Raw genomic sequence first — 18,316 nt, 5'->3', positions numbered from 1 at the left:
GCTGCCGCCCCGCCTCCTCCGGGGAGGCGAAGCTGCTGCCGGGCCGATCCTGGCCCGGCAACAAGGACATGGATGCCGCCACCGGGGAGGACAACCCCGGCGCCTGCAACTCACGACCCTTCCGGCACACCGCCCACCGCCACGTCCCACCCGGGGCGCACGGCGCAACGGCGGCCGGCAGTTCAGTCGGCCTGGCGACGCAGGAAGGCAGGAATATCCAGGTAGTCGCTCGGCAGTTCCGCGGCGGCCGGCGTGGCAGCCGGGGCCGGCGCGGCCACGGTGTCCGAACTCGGACGGCGCAGGCCCATGCCCAGCGAGCTACCGACGGCCTTGGCCACGGCGTCGGCCGGGCTCTCGTAGTCGCCGCCGAACTCGGCCTGCCCGGTGGTGGCGTTGCGCACCAGCTTGATCGGCGCGCGCTCGCCCGGCCGCTGCGCGGTCTTGGCGGCGACGCGGTTCAGGCCGGTGGCGACCACGGTCACGCGCACTTCGTCCTGCATGTCCGGGTCGAGCACGGTGCCGACCACCACGGTGGCGTCTTCCGAGGCGAAGCCGTCGATGGTGCGGCCGATCTCGTCGAACTCGCTCATGGTGAAGTCCGGGCCGGCGGTGATGTTGACCAGGATGCCGTTGGCGCCGGCCAGGTTCACGTCGTCCAGCAGCGGGTTCTGGATGGCGGCCTCGGCGGCGGCCTGGGCGCGGTCGTCGCCGCGGGCGGTGCCGGTGCCCATCATCGCCAGGCCCATTTCCGACATCACGGTACGCACGTCGGCGAAGTCGACGTTGATCAGGCCCGGGCGCACGATCAGGTCGGCGATGCCCTGCACCGCGCCCTGCAGCACGTCGTTGGCGGCGCGGAACGCCTGCACCATGGTGGCGTTGCGGCCGAGCACGGTGATCAGCTTCTCGTTGGGGATGGTGATCAGCGAGTCGACATGCTGGCTCAGTTCCTCGATGCCCTTCAGCGCCACCTGCATGCGGCGGCGGCCTTCGAACGGGAACGGCTTGGTGACCACGGCCACGGTCAGGATGCCCATTTCCTTGGCCAGCTGCGCCACCACCGGCGCGGCGCCGGTGCCGGTGCCGCCACCCATGCCGGCGGTGATGAACACCATGTCCGCGCCCTGCAGGGCGTCCATGATGCGCTCGCGGTCTTCCAGCGCGGCCTGGCGGCCGACTTCCGGGTTGGCGCCGGCGCCCAGGCCCTTGGTGACGTTGGTGCCGAGCTGCAGCTGCAGCTTGGCGCCGCAGTTCTTGATCGCCTGCGAATCGGTGTTGGCGGTGATGAATTCCACGCCGTCCACGCTGGAGTTGACCATGTGCGCCACGGCGTTGCCGCCGCCGCCGCCCACGCCCACCACCTTGATCACCGCGTTGGGTGCCATCTTCTCGATCAGTTCGAAATGTGCCATGTCCATGTCCTCGTTATAACCGCTTCCAGTGGCGTGGCCGCGCGGGCATCCTGCCCTTGCCGTACCGCGCCGCCGTTGCGGCAGTTGTCGTTGGAATTCCTTCGTGGCCTGCGCCACTCGGGAGGTACCGCTCTGCTTCAATCCGCCGGCCGGGGCCGGCGTTACCGCCCGCCCCGCGTCAGAACTCGCCGCGGAACCAGTTCTTCAATTTGTTGAACAGCGTGCCGGCGCGCCCGGTGGGCAGCGACGGACGCCGCGGGTGCTCGATCTGGCTGCCCATCAGCAGCAGGCCGACGCCGGTGGCATGCACCGGATTGCCGACCACTTCGCCCAGGCCGGTGACGTGCTGCGGGATGCCCACGCGCACCGGCATCTGCAGCATTTCCTCGGCCAGCTCGACCACGCCTTCCATCTTCGAGGCGCCGCCGGTGAGCACCATGCCGGCGCGCACCATCTCCTCGAAGCCCGAGCGGCGCAGTTCGGCCTGCACCATCTCGAAGATCTCCTCGTAGCGGCCCTGCACCGCCTGCGCCAGCGAGGCGCGCGGCATGCGCCGCGGCGGCCGGTCGCCGACCGACGGCACCTGGATGCTTTCCTCGGCGGTGGCCAGCTGCGCCAGCGCGCAGGCGTAGCGCACCTTGATCTGCTCGGCTTCCGGGGTCGGCGTGCGCAGCATGTGCGCGATGTCGTTGGTGACATGGTCGCCGGCGATCGGCAGCGAGGCGGTATGGCAGATCGCACCCTGCACGAACACCGCGATGTCGGTGGTGCCGGCGCCGATGTCCACCATCACCACGCCCAGCTCGCGCTCGTCGGCGGTCAACACCGCCACCGAGGAGGCCAGCGAGGACAGCACCAGGTCGTCCACCTGCAGGCCGCAGCGCTGCACGCACTTGCTGATGTTGGCCGCCGCCGACTGCGCGCACACCACCAGGTGCGCATGCACCTCCAGGCGCACGCCGGTCATGCCGACCGGGTTGCGGATGCCTTCCTGCGAATCGTCCAGCACGTACTCGCGCGGGATCGCGTGCAGGATCTTCTGGTCGGCCGGGATCGCCACCGCCTTGGCCGCTTCCAGCACGCGGTCCAGGTCGCCCCAGGTCACCTCGCCCTCGCGGATCGGGGTGATGCCCTGCGAGTTGCGGCACTGCACATGGTTGCCGGAGATGGAGGCGTAGACCGAGCGGATCTCGCAGCCGGCCATCAATTCGGCTTCCTCGATGGCGCGCTGGATCGACTGCACCGTCGATTCGATGTCCACCACCACGCCGCGCTTGAGCCCGCGCGATTCGTGCGAGCCGATGCCGATCACCTCGATCGGGCTGCCCGGCGAATACTCGCCCACCAGCGCCACCACCTTGGAGGTGCCGATGTCGAGGCCGACGATCAGCGATTTGTCACCCTTGCGATTCATGTCCTGTCCTGCGTCTGCTTTGCTGCCGGCGGCGGGGTTCCCCAGCTCAGCGTGAAACCATTGGTATAGCGGAGATCGGCGCGCACGATCGGCACCTGGGTGCGGGTGAGCTGCGGCAGCACGCGCACGAAGCGGCCCAGCCGCGAGCGCGCATCGTCGCGGCCGACGATGACCTCGGTACCGTTGTCCAGCGCCAGCGACCAGCTGCCGCGCGCGTCCATCGCCAGCGCGCGCACGTCCACGCCGGCCGGCGCGAACAGCGCGCGCGATTCGTTGTAGAGCTCGACCACTTCGGCGGTCTTGCTGTCCGGGCCATCGAGTTCCGGCAGCGGCGCGTTCTCCAGCCCGTGCGGGGTGGCGAACAGGCGGCCCTGCTCGGACAGCAGCCGGTCCTTGCCCCAGCGCGCGAACGGCTTGTGCTCGACGATGCTGACTTCCAGCACGTCCGGCCACTGCTTGCGCACCTGCGCGCTCTCCACCCACGGCAGCTGCTCCACCGCGTGCTGCGCGTCCTGCAGCTTCACCGCGAAGTAGCCGGCGCGCGCATACGGCAGCAACGCCTTCTGCAGCTCTTCGCCGGGCACGCGCTTGAACTCGCCGTGCACGCGCAGCTTGGCCAGCGGCCAGCGCTCGGCACCGACCCAGCCGTTGAGCACGGCCACCACCGGCAGCGCCACCAGGGCGATGGCCAGCAGCCAGGCGAGGATCCGCAGCACCGCGCTCATGCGCGCCTCCCCTGCGCCCGCGCGTTTCCGCACGACGGCGCCGCGCCACGGCCGGCAACGGCCATGATCGGGGTGCGCATCAGCGGGAGCAGCCAGGCCTTCATTCGTCCTGCGCCCCCTGGAAACCGCCGGTGGCGATCTGCTGGGCGACGTGGCCGATGTCGCCAGCGCCCATCATCAGCAGCAGGTCGCCGTCGCGCAGCACGTCCGGCAGTACCGACACCAGGTCATGGGCGTGGCCGACCACGACCGGCTCGCTGCGGCCGCGCGCGCGGATGGCGCGGGCCAGCGACTTCGAGTCGGCGCCGGGAATCGGTGCCTCGCCGGCCGGGTACACCTCGCTGAGCACCAGCGCGTCCACTTCGGACAGCACCGCGGCGAATGCATCGAACTGGTCGCGTGTGCGGCTGTAGCGGTGCGGCTGGAACGCCACCACCAGGCGCTGTGCCGGCCAGCCGCCGCGGGCGGCGGCGAACACCGCGGCCAGTTCGCGCGGGTGGTGGCCGTAGTCGTCGATGAGCCGCACCTTCGCGCCCTTGGCGGTGGTGACCACGCCCAGGTCGTTGAAGCGGCGACCCACGCCTTCGAATTTTTCCAGCGCGGCGGCGATCGTTTCCGGCGCCACGCCCAGCTGCCAGCCAATGGCGGCGGCGGCGAGCGCGTTGAGTACGTTGTGGCGGCCCGGCAGCGCCAGCGTCACCGGCACGCTGCTGCCCTCCGGCAGGCGCAGGGTGAAGCGCATGCGCGCGCCGTCCTGCTCCACGTCCTCGGCACGCACGTCGGCGTGGCCGCTCATGCCGTAGGTCATGACATGGCGCGGCGTCTGCGTGGCCAGCGCGGCCACTTCCGGGTCGTCGATGCACAGCACCGCCAGCCCGTAGAACGGCAGGCGCTGCAGGAACTCGGCGAATGCGGCCTGCACGCGCGCGAAGTCGTTGCCGTAGTTTTCCAGGTGGTCGGCATCGATGTTGGTGATCACCGCCACCAGCGGGTTCAGGCGCAGGAAGCTGCCGTCGCTCTCATCGGCCTCGGCCACCAGCCATTGTCCGCCGCCCAGTTTGGCGTTGGCGCCGGCGGCCAGCAGCTGCCCGCCGATCACGAAGGTCGGGTCCAGGCCGCCTTCGCTGAGCACCGCGGCGGTCAGCGAGGTGGTGGTGGTCTTGCCGTGCGTGCCGGCCACGGCGATGCCGCGGCGGAAGCGCATCAGCTCGGCCAGCATCGCCGCGCGCGGCATGATCGGGATGCGCTGGCTGCGCGCCTCCATCAGTTCGGGGTTGTCCTCGCGGATCGCGCTGGACACCACCACGCAGTCGGTGCCGAGCACGTTGGCGGCCGAGTGCCCGCGCATCACCCGCGCGCCCAGCCGCGCCAGGCGGCGGGTGGCGGCGTTGTCGGCGTTGTCCGAACCGGAGACTTCATAGCCGAGGGTCAGCATCACTTCGGCGATGCCGCTCATGCCGGTGCCGCCGATGCCGACGAAGTGCACGCGCGGGAACGCACGGACCAGGTCGGTGGTGTCGTGGAGGCGGCGGATCATGCGCGGCCTCCGGTAGGGCGGGCGCGGGTGCGCGGTGCCGTGTTCATGCTGCTTCCTCGAGGATGATGTCGGCGATGCGTTCGGCCGCATCGACCTTGGCCAGCGCACGCGCGGCTTGCGCCATCTGCATGCGGCGGGCGGGAGTGTGGGCCAGAGCGCGCAGCACGCCTTCCAGATTGGCGGCCAGCGCGTCGTCCTGCTTCAGCAGTTCGGCGGCGCCGCGCTCGACCAGGTATTCGGCGTTGCGGGTCTGGTGGTCGTCCACCGCGGCGGCGAACGGCACCAGCACGCTGCCGATGCCCACTGCGCACAGCTCGGCCAGGGTGGAGGCGCCGGAGCGGCACACCACCAGGTCGGCCCAGGCATAGGCGGCGGCCATGTCGGTGATGAAGGCATCGACGCGGCCTTCGACGCCGGCAGCGCGGTAGGCCTGCTGCGCTTCGTCGTGCAGCTTCTCGCCGCACTGGTGCCAGACCTCGATGGCGACGCCGCCACCCAGCGCGGCCAGCGCCTTGGGCACGGCATTGTTGAGCGCGCGCGCGCCCTGGCTGCCGCCCAGTACCAGCACCCGCATCGGACCGTCACGGCCGGCCAGGCGCTGTTCCGGCGCCGGCAGCGCGGCGATCTCGGCGCGCACCGGATTGCCGACCGCTTCTTCGCGGGTGCCGGCGAAGCTGCCCGGGAAGCCGGTCAGCAGGCGCCGCGCAAAACGCGACAGGATGCGGTTGGTCATGCCCGGCGCGCGGTTCTGTTCGTGCACCAGCAGCGGAAAACCGTGCAGGCGCGCGGCCATGCCGCCGGGACCGGAGGCGAAGCCGCCGAAGGCCACCACCGCGCGCGGGTTGCGGTCGCGCAGGACGAAACCGGCAGCGCGGATCGCGCGCAGCACCCGCAGCGGCGCGCCCAGCAGCGCCAGCTTGCCTTTGCCGCGCAGCCCGGAGATGGCCAGCGTGTCGATGGCGATGCCGTGCTGCGGCACCAGCCGGGTTTCCATCGCGCCGTCGGCACCGAGCCAGGTCACCGGGACGCCGCGCTCGCGCAGCACCTTGGCGACGGCAAGCCCGGGGAAGATGTGGCCGCCGGTACCGCCGGCCATGATCAGCACCGGACGCGCATCGTTGGCAGGCGTGGAGGCGGCCATCAGGCGATCCTCCCGAACGTGGGCTCGACCCGCTGCTGCATGCGGCTGGTGCCGCGCGCGGCACCGGCCTGCATGGCCGCGGCGATCGCGGTGGCGGTGGCCGGCTCGACCGGCTGCGCCGCATCGGCGGCCGGCGCGTCGGCCACGTCGGCGTCCTCACGCACTTCCTGGCGACGCACCGCGCGGTTGTATTCCCACGACACGCGCAGCAGCACGCCGACTGCCACGCAGGTCATCATCACGCTCGAACCGCCCGAGGAAATCAGCGGCAGGGTCAGGCCCTTGGTCGGCAGCATGCCCAGGTTCACGCCGATCGAGACGAAGGTCTGCAGGCCGATCCACAGGCCGACGCCGAAGGCGATGTAGCCGGAGAAATGGCGGCGCATCTCGATGCAGCGCATGCCCAGCCAGAACGCGCGTCCGACCAGCAGCGCGTACAGCGCGATGATGGTGCATACACCAGCGAAACCCAGCTCCTCGGCGATCACCGAGAAGATGAAGTCGGTGTGCGATTCGGGCAGGTAGTTGAGCTTCTGGATCGACGCCCCCAGGCCCACGCCGGCCCATTCGCCGCGGCCGATCGCCATCAGCGCGTTGGACAGCTGGTAGCCCGACCCCAGCTGGTCTTCCCACGGGTCCATGAACGAGGTGACGCGGCGCATGCGGTACGGCTCGAAGATCACCAGCAGCACCAGCGCCGGCAGCATCAGCAGCACCGGCAGCACGATGCGCTTGAGCTGCGCGCCGCCCAGCACCAGCATGCAGGTGGTGATGCCCAGCAGCAGCATCGACGAGCCGAAGTCCGGCTGCAGCAGCAGCAGGACGACCAGCACGCCGACCACGCCCACCGGCTTGAGCATCGCCTGCCAGGTGGCGTTGACTTCGTCGCGGAAGCGCACCAGGTAGCTGGACAGCCAGACGATGTACAGCACCTTCACCGCTTCGACCGTCTGGAACTTGGCCACGCCCAGGTTGATCCAGCGGCGCGCGCCGTTGACGGTGCTGCCCAGGCCCGGCACGAACACCACTACCAGCAGCGCGAAGCAGCCCAGCAGCAGCAGGTGGTTGTACTTCTCGATCTCGCGCAGCTCCACGCGCATCGCCACCGCCGCCAGCGCCAGGCCGATGCCGATGAACACCAGGTGGCGGGTCAGGTAGTAGAACGGGCTCTGGGTCAGCGCGATGGAGCTGGACGCCACCATCACGATGCCCAGCGACGCCAGCGCCACGGCCGCGCCCAGCAGCCACTTGTCGTAGTGGCCGCCGATCGCTTCGAGCCGGGTTGCCTGGCGCGCGGTGTCGTCCATCAGCGCACCTTCAGCGTCGCCAGGCCGATCAGCACCAGCACCACCGAGATGATCCAGAAACGCACGATCACCCGCGGCTCGGGCCAGCCCTTGAGTTCGAAGTGGTGGTGGATCGGCGCCATGCGGAACACGCGCTTGCCGGTCAGCTTGAAGCTGGCCACCTGGATCATCACCGACAGCGTCTCGATCACGAACACGCCGCCCATCACCACCAGCACCAGTTCCTGGCGCACGATCACTGCGATGGTGCCCAGCACCGCGCCCAGCGCCAGCGCACCGACGTCACCCATGAACACCATCGCCGGATAGGTGTTGAACCACAGGAAGCCCAGGCCGGCGCCGGCGATCGCCGCGCAGATGATGACCAGTTCGCCCGCGCCCGGAATCTGCGGGATCTGCAGGTAGCTGGAGAACACCGCGTTGCCCGAGGCATAGGCGAACACGCCCAGCGCGCAGGCGACCAGCACGGTCGGCATGATCGCAAGGCCGTCCAGGCCGTCGGTCAGGTTGACCGCGTTGGAGAAGCCCACGATCCAGAAGTAGGCGATCGCCACGAAGCTGATCCCGGCCAGCGGCAGCGCGATGGCCTTGAACATCGGGATGTACAGGGTCAGCGCCGCCGGCACGTCGGCCGTGTAGAACAGGAACAGGCCGGCGCCGAGGCCGAAGATCGACTGCAGCAGGTATTTCCAGCGCGACTTCAGGCCATTGGGGTCGCGCCGGGCGATCTTGATCCAGTCGTCGTACCAGCCGATGGCGCCGAAGCACAGCATCACCGCCATCACCAGCCACACGTAGCGGTTGCGCAGGTCGCCCCACAGCAGCACCGCCATCAGCACCGACAGCAGGATCAGGCCGCCGCCCATGGTCGGCGTGCCGGCCTTGGAGAAGTGCGACTGCGGGCCGTCCTTGCGGATCGGCTGGCCGCCCTTGAGCTGGGCCAGGCGGCGGATCGCGGCCGGCCCCAGCCACAGCGACAGGCCGAGCGCGGTCAGCGCCGCGAGGATGCCGCGGAAGGTGAGGTAGTTGAACAGCCGGAACAGGTCGTCCAGCTGCTGCAACCAACGGGCCAGTTCAAGCAACATGCGGTGTGTCCTCGCCGCGCCCCAGCAGCGCGGTCACGATCTTGTCCATGGCGCTGCCGCGCGAGCCCTTGATCAGGCAACGCACGCCAGCATGAAGGTCGGCGGCCAGCGCGGCGGCCAGCGCGGCGTGGCTGTCGAAGTGACGCCCGCCCTCGCCGAAGGCGGTGGCGGCGGCGGCACTCAGCGGCCCGAGCGCATACAGGCGCTTGAGCCCGGCCTCGCGCGCACGCACGCCGGCCTGCGCATGCAGCGCCTGCGCGTCGGGGCCGAGTTCGCGCATGTCGCCCAGCACCAGCCAGCCCTCTTCCTTGCCCGCGGCCAGCGCGGCGATCGCCGCGGCCAGCGAGCCTGGATTGGCGTTGTAGCTGTCGTCCACCAGCACCGCGCCGTTGCCCAGCACGCGCGCGACCTGGCGGCCGGCGACCGGGCGCGCCTGCGCCAGGCCTTCGGCCACGCGCGGCAAGGCGATGCCCGCGGCCAGCGCCAGCGACGCGGCGGCCAGCGCATTGAGCACGTTGTGGCGGCCCGGCAGCTGCAGCGCCACCTCGGCCTCGCCCTGCGGCGTATGCAGGCGGAAGCGCGAGCCGGCTTCGGCCAGCGCGATGCCGGTGGCGGTGACGTCGGCGCTGGCTTCCAGGCCGAAGCGGATCACGCGGTGGGCGCCTGCGCGCTCGGCGAAGAACGGAGCGAAGGCATCGTCGGCATTGACCACCGCCACGCCGCCTTCGCGCAGGTCGTCGTAGACCGCCGCCTTGGTGTTGGCGATCTCCAGCAGGCTGCCCATGCGCTCCAGGTGCGCAGGCGCGACATTGTTGACCAGGGCCACGTCCGGTGCGGCGATGGCGGTCAGCCAGGCGATGTCGCCCGGCTTGCCGGTGCCCATCTCGTAGACGGCGAAGTCGGCGTCTTCCGGCGCGTCGATCACCGCCAGCGGCATGCCGATCTCGTTGTTGCGGTTGCCCGGCGTGGCATGGATGGTGCGGCCTTCGACCACGGCCACGTTCTGCAGGATCGCCAGCAGCAGTGTCTTCACGCTGGTCTTGCCGTTGCTGCCGGTGACGGCGAACACGCGCGTGGCGCGGTCACGCTGCATCGCGGTGGCGATCTTCGCCAGCGCACGCTCGGCATCGGCGACCACCACCTGCGGCACGTCCAGCGGCAGCAGGCGCTCCACCAGCAGCGCGCTGGCGCCGTTCTCCACCGCACCGGCGGCGAAATCGTGGCCGTCGAAACGCTCGCCGCGCAGGGCCAGGTACAGGCTGCCGGGGGCCAGCGTGCGGGTATCGTTGCCGATGGCGTCGATGCTCGCGTCCTCGCCATGCAGCTCGCCGCCGGCCCAGTGCGCGATCAGCGACAGCGGAGTGCGCTTCATGCGCCCACCTTCCCGTTCGCCGCGCGTGCCTGCAGCGCGCGCGAGGCGACGTCGGTGTCGTCGAAAGGATGCTTGATGCCTGCGATCTCCTGATAGGGCTCATGGCCCTTGCCGGCGACCAGCACGATGTCGCCGGGGCCGGCCTGGGCGATGGCCGCGCCGATGGCGCGCGCGCGGTCGCGCTGCACGCTCACCCGCGACGGCGCGGCGAAACCGGCCATGATGTCGGCGACGATCGTGTCGCCATCCTCGCCGCGCGGATTGTCGTCGGTGACGAATACCGCGTCGGCATGTTTCTCGGCGATGGCCGCCATCTGCGGGCGCTTGCCGGTATCGCGTTCGCCGCCGCAGCCGAACACGCACAGCAGGCGGCCGTCGAGATGGCCGTGCAGGCTGCGCAGCGCCTGCTCCAGCGCGTCGGGCGTGTGCGCGTAATCGATGACCACGGTCGGCTCGCCCTGCCCGCCGAGGCGGTTCATGCGGCCGCGGATCGGCTGCAGCCTGCCCAGCACGTCGGCGATGGTCGCCGCCGGCTGGCCCAGCGCATGCAGCGCGCCGGCCACGGCCAGCAGGTTGTCGGCGTTGAAGCGGCCCAGCAGCGGCGAACGCAGCGGATGGCGCTCCTCGCCGATCACCAGGTCGAAACCGATGCCCTGCCCGTCCAGCACCAGCGTCTCGGCGCGGATTGCAGCGCCGGGCTGCCCGGTCGAACTCAGGCCGATGGCCTGGACACCGGCGGCCAGGGTGGTGATCAGTTCGCGGCCGAAGGCATCGTCCAGGTTGATCACCGCCGCCTTCAGGCCCTCGCGATGGAACAGGCGCGCCTTGGCCGCGCCGTAGCTTGCCATGTCGCCGTGGTAATCGAGATGGTCGCGGGTGAGATTGGTGAACACGGCCACGTCGTAATGCACGGCATCGACGCGGCCCTGGTCCAGCGCATGCGAGCTGACTTCCATCGCCACCGCCTGCGCGCCCGCGTCGCGCAGCTGCGCCAGTACTTCATGCATCTGCAGCACCAGCGGCGTGGTGAAGCCGGTCGGCACCACGTCGCCGTACAGGCCGACGCCGAGCGTGCCGATGCTGCCGCTGCGGCGGCCCAGCAGGTGCCAGGCCTGGGCCAGCAGCTGCACGGTCGAGGTCTTGCCGTTGGTGCCGGTCACGCCGACCATCGTCATCGCATGCGAAGGATGGCCATGGAACTGGTCGGCCATCGCGCCCATGCGCTGGCGCAGGCCGGGCACGGCGATGGCGTCGGCCGGCGCCGGCAGCTGCGCCGGTGCCGGCGGATCGAACAGGATGGCGCTGGCACCGGCGGCCCTGGCCTGCGCGACGAAGCCCAGCCCGTGCGCGCCGAACCCGGCGATGGCGACGAACGCGTCGCCGGGACGCACCTGGCGCGAGTCCAGCACCAGTCCGCCGATCTGCGGGTCGGCGGCCAGCGCCAGGTCGGGCAGCAGCTGCGACAGTTTCATCGTGCGGCTCACTGGCGCACCTCCGTCGCGGCCGGCTGCGGCGCGATGGCGGTCGGCATGGCGGCATCGAATTCGGCGTCGATGTTGGGTTCGGCCGGATCCTGCGGAACCGGCAGCACCGCGGGGTTGTTGACCGGGTTGCCGCCGACCTTGCCGGCCGCCTGCGCCGCCAGCCACGACTGGATGTCATCCGGCGGCACGTCCATCAGGCGCAGGGTGCCTTCCATCACGTGGTGGAATACCGGCGCGGATACCAGGCCGCCGTACTGCAGCGCGCCGCGCGGGTCGTTGACCACGATCACCGCGGCGAAGCGCGGATTGGTGGCCGGCACCACGCCGGCGAACAACAGGTTGTAATGGTCGCGTTCGTAGCCGTTGGGGCCGTTCTTGCGCGCCGTGCCGGTCTTGCCGGCGACGTGGTAGCCCAGGATCGCCGCCTGCTTGGCGCCGCCCTGGGTCACCACCGTCTCCATCATCCGCACCACTTCCTGCGCGACCGCAGGGTCGATGACCTCGCGCGCTTCGCTGTGCTGGCCCTTGACGAAGGTCGGCTGGATCACGCGGCCGCCGTTGGCCAGCGCCGAATACGCCTGCGCGATCTGCAGCGGCGTCACCGACAGGCCATAGCCGTAGGACATGGTGGCCTTGGTGGTGCCGGACCAGCCGGGGCTGCCCGGCACCGGCACCACGCCCGCCGATTCACCCGGGAAACCGCTGTGCGGGGCCATGCCGTAGCCGAAGGCGCGCACCGAGTTGTAGAAGGTCTGGTCCGGCAGGCGCGAGACGATCTTGGCCGCGCCGATGTTCGAGCTGCGGGTGATCACACCGGTGACGTTGAGCACGCCGTTGTTCCGCGGCACGTCGCGGATGGTGTAGCGCCTGTCCAGCGCCAGGTAGCCCGGGTTGGTGTCGATGATGGTGTCCGGGGTCACCACGTGGTTCTGCAGCGCGGTGGCGATGGTCAGCGGCTTCATCGTCGAACCCGGCTCAATCAGGTCGGTCACGGCGCGGTTGCGGCGCGCGTCCGGCGTGGCGCCGCTGACCGAGTTCGGGTTGTAGGTCGGCAGGTTGGCCATGGCCATCACCTCGCCGGTGGCCACGTCCATGATCACGATGGAGCCGCCGGCGGCCTGGTTGGCGGTGACCGCGTTGCGCAGTTCACGCATGGCCAGGAACTGGATGCGGCGGTCGATGCTCAGGGTCAGGTCCTTGCCGGGTTCGGCCGGACGCACCAGGTCGATGCTCTCCACGATCGCGCCCTTGCGGTCGCGGATCACTTTCTTGGCGCCGGGCTTGCCGCGCAGCCATTCGTCGAAGGCCAGCTCCAGGCCTTCCTGGCCGTGGTCGTCGATGTTGGTGAAGCCCAGCACGTGGGCCATCGCCTCACCCTGCGGGTAGTAGCGGCGGAACTCGCGCTGCGCGAACACGCCGGGAATCTTCAGCGCGACGATCTGCTCGGCCACGTCCGGATTCATCCGGCGGCGCAGGTACATGAACTCCTTGTCGGCCTTCTGCGTCAGCTTCGAGGTCAGTTCGTCCACCGGCAGCGACAGCGCCTGCGCCAGCCCGGGAATACGCTCGGGCGCACGCAGCAGCTCCTGCGGATTGACCCAGATCGAGGCTACCGGCGTGGACACCGCCACCGGCTCGCCGTTGCGGTCGGTGATCATGCCGCGCGAGGTCGCGATGGGCACTTCGCGCAGGTAACGTGCCTCGCCCTGGCGCTGGTAGAAATCGCTGTTGACCAGCTGCACGTAGGCGGCGCGGCCGACCAGGGTCACCGCGCACAGGCCCAGCCCCGCGCCGACCATCAGCATGCGGTTGCGCAGGTTGAACTGGCTGCGATTGCGGTTGCGGCGTGGTGCGTTCATGGCGCACCTCTGACCGCCATGGACGGCGGGAATGCCGGTGTTGCAGGAGCACAAACCGACCCTGCGCCACCCTGCGGGCGGCTTCGCCGTGCAAAACAGCTGTCCTGCCGTTTCGTCATGGCCGCACCACCACGATGTCGCCGGCTTCCGGGAACTTCATCCCCAGGCGGCCGCGCGCTTCCTGGTCCACGCGCGTGGCCTGCGCCAGCGTGGCCTGCTCCAGCTGCAGGCGGCCGAACTCGATGTTCAGCTCGTCGCGGGAGTGCTCCAGCCGCGACAGTTCGACGAACAGCTGGCGGTGGCGGTGGCGCATGAACACCACGCCGATCGCCGAGGCGATCGTGCAGGCCAGCAGCACCACCAGCAGCAGGCGGCTCATGCGGCCACCCCGCGCTTCTGCGCAACGCGCAGCACGGCGCTGCGCGAACGCGGATTGACCGCAAGTTCGTCGTCCTCGGCCTTGATCGCGCCGCCAACCAGGTCCAGTACGGGCACGAAAGCCTGCACTTCCGGCAGGCGGCGATTGCTCGGCGGCGCCTTGGCGTGGCGGTTCATGAACTGCTTGACGATGCGGTCTTCCAGCGAATGGAAACTGATCACCGCCAGCCGGCCACCGGGCTTGAGCCGCGCCATCGCCGCGTCCAGCCCGGCCTCGAGGTCGGCCAGCTCGCGGTTGATGTGGATGCGGATGGCCTGGAAGCTGCGCGTGGCCGGATGGATCTTGTCCTTGCCGCGCGGCATCGCCGAGGCGATCAGCTCGGCCAGCTCGGCGGTGCGTGAAAACGGCGGGTTCGCACGGCGGGCCACGATGGCACGAGCGATGCGGCGGCTCTGGCGCTCCTCGCCGTAGGTCCACAGCACATCGGCGATTTCGCGCTCCTCGGCGCGGTTGAGCCATTGCGCCGCGCTTTCGCCCGCGTCCGGGTCCATGCGCATGTCCAGCGGGCCGTCCTTGCCGAAGCTGAAACCACGCTCGGCCACGTCCAGCTGCGGCGAGGACACGCCCAGGTCGAACAGCACGCCGTCCAGGCCGGCGGCGGTCTCGCTCCAGTCCAGCAGGTCGGCGAAGCTGCCGCGGTAGATGGCCACGCGGCCGTCCGGGGCGAAGTCGCGCTGCGCCACGGCGATGGCTTCCGGATCCTTGTCCATCACCAGCAGGCGCCCGTGCGGGCCGAGCTGGCGCAGCACGCCGCCGGCATGGCCGCCACGGCCGAACGTGCCGTCCAGATAGGTACCGTCTTCGATCACCCTCAGGCCCTGCAGGACCTGGGTGTACAGCACCGGCAGGTGAGCCGCCGGCGGCTGCGACACCGGAGGGTGACCGGCCTGCGCTTGACCGCGCACCCGGGCACCCCGGCTCACAACTTCAGATCGAGCAGCCCATCGCCCAGATCCTCGTCAGACAACGTCTGCTGGATCAGTGCGCGATGCGCTTGCTCGCTCCATAGTTCGAACTTGTCGCCCATGCCCATCAGCACGGCCTTCTTCTCGATGCCGACCGCGCTGCGGTGGCTGGACGGCAGGCTGATGCGGCCATTGCCATCCAGTTCCAGATGGGCGGCCGAGCCGACGAGCTTCTGCTGCAGGGTGCGCATCACGCGCTGGGTGTTGGGCTTGGCCATCAGGTCGTCACGCACCCGTTCCCATTCCTTCTCGGCGTACAGCCACAGGCACCCGGCTTCGAACGGGTTGTAGGTCAGCACCAGACGGTTGCCGCTCGCACGCGCGACCAGGTCGCGATGGGCGGTGGGCACCGCCATGCGTCCCTTGTCGTCAACCGTGATGGCCGTCTCGCCTTGAAACACGCCGTCTCTACCTGTCAGTGCCTGATGTCGCTTGGGCGGTCATTGAACCACGGAAACCCACAAAAAACCCGGTTTCCCCTCGGATGACCACCTTAGCAGCGAGCAAAGGGTTGTCAACAACTTTCAGTGGGCAAAATCGTCATTCGCATCAAGGGTTTGCGCCAATCTTTAGAGACTTGTTCAAGCTTTATCCACAAGTTGCTGTTTCGTCTCAAATTTTGAGATTTCAATGAAATTCAGCCGTGTAGAGGAGGCGTGAAAAACACGTCCGGCACCCGCCGCCATTCAGCCAGCCGTGGCCGCAGCACGCGCAAGAGGGCACACTGGCGGGCATGTGTCTGGTCGCTCTCGCCTGGAAGTCCCACCCCCGCTGGCGCCTGTTCATGGCGGGAAACCGTGACGAGTTCCATGCCCGCCCCACCGCGGCACTGGAGCGCTGGGCACCGCCGCAGGACGATGTGATCGCCGGCCGCGACCTGCGCTCGGGCGGCACCTGGATGGGGATCGACGGCAAGGGGCGCGCGGCGGTGATCACCAACGTGCGCGACCCGGCCGCGGCCAGCGGCGGGCCCTCGCGCGGCGCCCTGGTCGCGGATTACCTGGCCGGTGCCGGCACCTGCGCGGAGGACCAAATCGACCGGCTGAACGCTGTTGCCGGCGACTATGCGCCGTTCAACCTGCTGCTGGCCGATGCAGGCGGCTGCCATTACCTGGGCAATCGCCCGTCTGCGCGGCAGACGCTGGTGCCGGGCGTGCACGGCATGTCCAACGGCGCCCTGGATGCGCCGTGGCCGAAGACACGCCGGCTGATGGCCGCCCTGGAAAGCTGGCTGGCGCAGGACGACCCGCCGCTCGACGGGCTGTGGAACGCCCTCGCCGACGAGTGGCGCCCAGCCGACGCCGACCTGCCGGCGACCGGCATCGCGCTGCCGCTGGAACGGCATCTGTCGGCCGCCTTCATCCGCGGCGAGGACTACGGCACCCGCGCCAGCACCCTGGTGGCGGTCGGCCACGACGGACAGGGCTTCATCGTCGAACGCCGCTTCGGCCCGCAGGGCGTGTTCCTGGGCGAGACCCGGATGGACCTCCGGCCGCCGGGGAATCCTCAGCCGGTGCGCTGACCGATCATTCCTTCGGCCCCCGCCACGAACAGCCGCAGTTGCCGGTCGAAGATCGCGTCCGGGCTCTCCTTCGCCAGTTCCTGCCACCCGTTGGCACCGAGCGGATGGCGCGCCGCGTCGGGCCCGTTGCCGGCGGCCAGGTCGTCGGCCGGCCCGGCCTGCTCTTCCAATACCCAGCCCACCACGAAGCGGCTGACCGCCAGCAGCAGGCCGATCGCCTGCACCGGCTCGAAGCCGGCCGCGCACAGCACGCCCAGCTTGGCCTCGACGTCGTCGAAAAGAGCGCCCTGCGGGCGCGTTCCCGCGTGCAGCCGGGCGCCGTCGCGGCGACCGAGCAGGGCGTGGCGGAAGCCGTGCGCGTTGGCGATGAACCACGACTGCCATGACTGGCCCGGCGCCGGCAGCGGCTGCTGGCGCCGCTCCTGCATGACGGCCTCGGCCATGGCCGCAAGCAGTTCGGCCTTGTTTCGGAAATGCCAGTACAGCGTGGGCGACTGCACGCCGAGCCGTTCGGCCAGCCGGCGCGTGCTCAGGGCGTCGATACCGACTTCGTCGAGCAGTTCGAGCGCGGCCCGCACCACCGATTCGCGGCTCAGGCGCGGAGGAGTGGAGTCATTCAACGACTTATCACCGATAGGGAAATGTGGAACAATCCACCCCACCCTATCGCCGATAGGGATTTCCTACAAGACGCCCACATGCGCAAACCGCTGTTCGTCCTGCTCGCGATCCTGCTGATCGACACCATCGGCTTCGGCCTGATCATGCCCATCCTGCCGGGCCTGCTGCAGAGCATGACCGGCGATCGCACCGCCAACAGCTTCCATTACGGCGCGCTGCTGTCGGTGTACGCCTTGATGCAGTTCCTGTGCGCGCCGGTCCTGGGGGCACTGAGCGACCGCCTGGGCCGACGCCGCGTACTGCTGGTCTCGCTCGCGGGCGCGGCATTGGACTACCTGCTGATGGCCTTCGCCCCGACCCTGCCCTGGCTGTATCTCGGCCGGGCCCTGGCCGGCGTCACCGGCGCCAACATGGCGGTGGCCGCCGCCTATCTCACCGACATCACGCCCGAAGACCAGCGCGCGGCGCGGTTCGGACAGATGGGCGCGGCCATCGGCATCGGTTTCATCGCCGGCCCGGTGCTGGGCGGCCTGCTCGGCGAATGGCTGCTGCGCGCACCGTTCATGCTCGCCGCGGTGCTCAACGGCCTCAACCTGCTGCTGACCTGGCGGCTGCTGCCCGAATCGCGCCCGGCGCCGCACCCCGAGCGCCGCAAGGTCAGCCTGAACGCCTTCGCTGCCCTGCATCGCCTGCAGGGACGGCCCGGCCTGCTGCCACTGGTGGGGGTATACGCCATCGTCACCCTGGTCGGGCAATGGCCGGCAACCCTGTGGATCCTGTACGGCCAGGACCGCTTCGGTTGGAGCATGTGGGTGGCCGGCCTGTCGCTGGCCGGCTACGGCCTGTGCCACGCCCTGACCCAGGCGTTCGCGATCGCGCCGCTGGTATCGCGCCTGGGCGAACGCCGCGCTCTGCTGCTCGGCCTGGCCGGCGACTCGCTGGGCCTGCTGTTGCTGTCCATCGCCGTTTCCGGCTGGGAGCCCTTCCTGCTGCTGCCCCTGTTCGCCGCCGGCGGCCTTGCCGCCCCGGCCCTGCAGTCGCTGCTCACCCGCCGCATCGACGACCACCGGCAGGGCGAACTGCAGGGCACCCTGACCAGCATCACCAGCCTGATCGGCATCGCCGGCCCACTGCTGGTGACCACCCTCTACGCCCTGGGCCAGGGCCTCTGGCCCGGACTGGTCTGGGCGGTGGGCGCCGCCACCAACCTGCTGGTCCTGCCACTGCTGTTCGGCCGCAGGCAAAGGGAGACATCGTCAACCGTCGAGCCTGCCCTTCCCGGCACCGCGCAAAGCAACGCAGAAAAACAGCAGGCACCTTGAGGCAAGCCCGAAAAAGCGGCCCTCATCCCAAAGCGCGACGCGAAGCGAGCCACGCCATCCACTTGGAGAACAGCCCCCTTTAGTAACAGCCCCCTTTAGTAAAGGGGGCGC

Annotated in this window: 16 protein-coding genes; 2 read left to right on the top strand and 14 right to left on the bottom strand. The window is 70.0% G+C overall.

The genetic code is table 11. From position 1 onward, the window contains the following. Nucleotides 1-182: 182 nt before the first annotated feature. From ftsZ to mraZ, 13 genes are all read right to left on the bottom strand, one after another. Nucleotides 183-1,412 carry a cell division protein FtsZ gene (gene ftsZ / locus ABB22_RS09770; protein WP_055765887.1) on the bottom strand — a complete coding sequence of 410 codons (1,230 nt, stop codon included), beginning with the start codon at nucleotides 1,410-1,412 and terminating at the stop codon, nucleotides 183-185. A 178-nt stretch (nucleotides 1,413-1,590) separates the two neighbouring features. After that, nucleotides 1,591-2,826, bottom strand: coding sequence for a cell division protein FtsA (gene ftsA / locus ABB22_RS09765; RefSeq protein ID WP_054667596.1), 1,236 nt, complete (start codon nucleotides 2,824-2,826; stop codon nucleotides 1,591-1,593). Further along, nucleotides 2,823-3,551: a cell division protein FtsQ/DivIB gene (locus ABB22_RS09760; protein ID WP_055765890.1), complete on the bottom strand. Its 729-nt coding sequence runs from the start codon at nucleotides 3,549-3,551 to the stop codon at nucleotides 2,823-2,825. The genes ftsA and ABB22_RS09760 overlap by 4 nt, the downstream gene beginning before the upstream one ends. Before the next feature lie 100 nt (nucleotides 3,552-3,651). Beyond that, nucleotides 3,652-5,088, bottom strand: a complete 1,437-nt coding sequence (gene murC, locus ABB22_RS09755) for a UDP-N-acetylmuramate--L-alanine ligase (RefSeq protein WP_055765892.1) — start codon at nucleotides 5,086-5,088, stop codon at nucleotides 3,652-3,654. 43 nt (nucleotides 5,089-5,131) lie between these two features. Then, entirely contained in the window at nucleotides 5,132-6,229 is a 1,098-nt protein-coding gene (gene murG / locus ABB22_RS09750; RefSeq protein ID WP_055765895.1) for an undecaprenyldiphospho-muramoylpentapeptide beta-N-acetylglucosaminyltransferase, read from the bottom strand. Beyond that, complete coding sequence (gene ftsW, locus ABB22_RS09745) at nucleotides 6,229-7,536, bottom strand: putative lipid II flippase FtsW (RefSeq protein ID WP_055765898.1); 1,308 nt, start codon at nucleotides 7,534-7,536, stop codon at nucleotides 6,229-6,231. The genes murG and ftsW overlap by 1 nt, the downstream gene beginning before the upstream one ends. Further along, entirely contained in the window at nucleotides 7,536-8,621 is a 1,086-nt protein-coding gene (gene mraY / locus ABB22_RS09740; protein WP_055765901.1) for a phospho-N-acetylmuramoyl-pentapeptide-transferase, read from the bottom strand. The genes ftsW and mraY overlap by 1 nt, the downstream gene beginning before the upstream one ends. Continuing rightward, entirely contained in the window at nucleotides 8,611-9,993 is a 1,383-nt protein-coding gene (locus ABB22_RS09735; protein WP_055765905.1) for a UDP-N-acetylmuramoyl-tripeptide--D-alanyl-D-alanine ligase, read from the bottom strand. Before ABB22_RS09735 ends, mraY begins: the two co-directional genes overlap by 11 nt. Continuing rightward, entirely contained in the window at nucleotides 9,990-11,465 is a 1,476-nt protein-coding gene (locus ABB22_RS09730) for a UDP-N-acetylmuramoyl-L-alanyl-D-glutamate--2,6-diaminopimelate ligase (RefSeq protein WP_235504250.1), read from the bottom strand. The genes ABB22_RS09735 and ABB22_RS09730 overlap by 4 nt, the downstream gene beginning before the upstream one ends. Nucleotides 11,466-11,473: 8 nt before the next feature. Then, a complete protein-coding gene (locus tag ABB22_RS09725) occupies nucleotides 11,474-13,336 on the bottom strand; it encodes a peptidoglycan D,D-transpeptidase FtsI family protein (RefSeq protein ID WP_055765911.1) in 1,863 nt (620 codons plus the stop codon). Nucleotides 13,337-13,451: 115 nt separating this feature from the next. Next, entirely contained in the window at nucleotides 13,452-13,715 is a 264-nt protein-coding gene (gene ftsL / locus ABB22_RS09720; RefSeq protein ID WP_055765914.1) for a cell division protein FtsL, read from the bottom strand. Further along, nucleotides 13,712-14,680 carry a 16S rRNA (cytosine(1402)-N(4))-methyltransferase RsmH gene (rsmH, locus tag ABB22_RS09715; protein ID WP_055765917.1) on the bottom strand — a complete coding sequence of 323 codons (969 nt, stop codon included), beginning with the start codon at nucleotides 14,678-14,680 and terminating at the stop codon, nucleotides 13,712-13,714. The genes ftsL and rsmH overlap by 4 nt, the downstream gene beginning before the upstream one ends. Before the next feature lie 14 nt (nucleotides 14,681-14,694). After that, nucleotides 14,695-15,141, bottom strand: coding sequence for a division/cell wall cluster transcriptional repressor MraZ (gene mraZ, locus ABB22_RS09710; protein ID WP_055765922.1), 447 nt, complete (start codon nucleotides 15,139-15,141; stop codon nucleotides 14,695-14,697). Between the two features lie 332 nt (nucleotides 15,142-15,473). On the opposite strand from mraZ, the gene ABB22_RS09705 reads away from it, so the two are divergent. Beyond that, complete coding sequence (locus ABB22_RS09705) at nucleotides 15,474-16,262, top strand: NRDE family protein (RefSeq protein ID WP_055765926.1); 789 nt, start codon at nucleotides 15,474-15,476, stop codon at nucleotides 16,260-16,262. Here ABB22_RS09705 and ABB22_RS09700 read toward each other — a convergent pair. Further along, a complete protein-coding gene (locus ABB22_RS09700) occupies nucleotides 16,247-16,882 on the bottom strand; it encodes a TetR/AcrR family transcriptional regulator C-terminal domain-containing protein (protein ID WP_055765928.1) in 636 nt (211 codons plus the stop codon). The genes ABB22_RS09705 and ABB22_RS09700 overlap by 16 nt on opposite strands. 78 nt (nucleotides 16,883-16,960) lie before the next feature. Between ABB22_RS09700 and tet the strand changes: the two genes are divergently transcribed. Beyond that, nucleotides 16,961-18,205, top strand: a complete 1,245-nt coding sequence (gene tet / locus ABB22_RS09695; RefSeq protein ID WP_082443505.1) for a Tet(A)/Tet(B)/Tet(C) family tetracycline efflux MFS transporter — start codon at nucleotides 16,961-16,963, stop codon at nucleotides 18,203-18,205. Nucleotides 18,206-18,316 lie beyond the last annotated feature (111 nt).

It is taken from the genome of Stenotrophomonas nitritireducens (assembly GCF_001431425.1).
Lineage (GTDB): Bacteria > Pseudomonadota > Gammaproteobacteria > Xanthomonadales > Xanthomonadaceae > Stenotrophomonas > Stenotrophomonas nitritireducens.
The sequence above is the reverse complement of the archived record's forward strand: the minus strand, read 5'-3'. Positions and strand labels throughout refer to the sequence as shown.

Bases quoted from the DNA above. Each gene is read 5' to 3' on its own strand.
- tet (WP_082443505.1), top strand. From the start codon at position 16,961: ATGCGCAAACCGCTGTTCGTCCTGCTCGCGATCCTGCTGATCGACACC.
- ftsL (WP_055765914.1), bottom strand. From the start codon at position 13,715: ATGAGCCGCCTGCTGCTGGTGGTGCTGCTGGCCTGCACGATCGCCTCG.
- ftsA (WP_054667596.1), bottom strand. From the start codon at position 2,826: ATGAATCGCAAGGGTGACAAATCGCTGATCGTCGGCCTCGACATCGGC.
- ftsW (WP_055765898.1), bottom strand. From the start codon at position 7,536: ATGGACGACACCGCGCGCCAGGCAACCCGGCTCGAAGCGATCGGCGGC.
- ABB22_RS09730 (WP_235504250.1), bottom strand. From the start codon at position 11,465: ATGAAACTGTCGCAGCTGCTGCCCGACCTGGCGCTGGCCGCCGACCCG.
- ABB22_RS09760 (WP_055765890.1), bottom strand. From the start codon at position 3,551: ATGAGCGCGGTGCTGCGGATCCTCGCCTGGCTGCTGGCCATCGCCCTG.
- ABB22_RS09705 (WP_055765926.1), top strand. From the start codon at position 15,474: ATGTGTCTGGTCGCTCTCGCCTGGAAGTCCCACCCCCGCTGGCGCCTG.
- mraY (WP_055765901.1), bottom strand. From the start codon at position 8,621: ATGTTGCTTGAACTGGCCCGTTGGTTGCAGCAGCTGGACGACCTGTTC.
- murC (WP_055765892.1), bottom strand. From the start codon at position 5,088: ATGATCCGCCGCCTCCACGACACCACCGACCTGGTCCGTGCGTTCCCG.
- ABB22_RS09725 (WP_055765911.1), bottom strand. From the start codon at position 13,336: ATGAACGCACCACGCCGCAACCGCAATCGCAGCCAGTTCAACCTGCGC.
- ftsZ (WP_055765887.1), bottom strand. From the start codon at position 1,412: ATGGCACATTTCGAACTGATCGAGAAGATGGCACCCAACGCGGTGATC.
- ABB22_RS09735 (WP_055765905.1), bottom strand. From the start codon at position 9,993: ATGAAGCGCACTCCGCTGTCGCTGATCGCGCACTGGGCCGGCGGCGAG.
- murG (WP_055765895.1), bottom strand. From the start codon at position 6,229: ATGGCCGCCTCCACGCCTGCCAACGATGCGCGTCCGGTGCTGATCATG.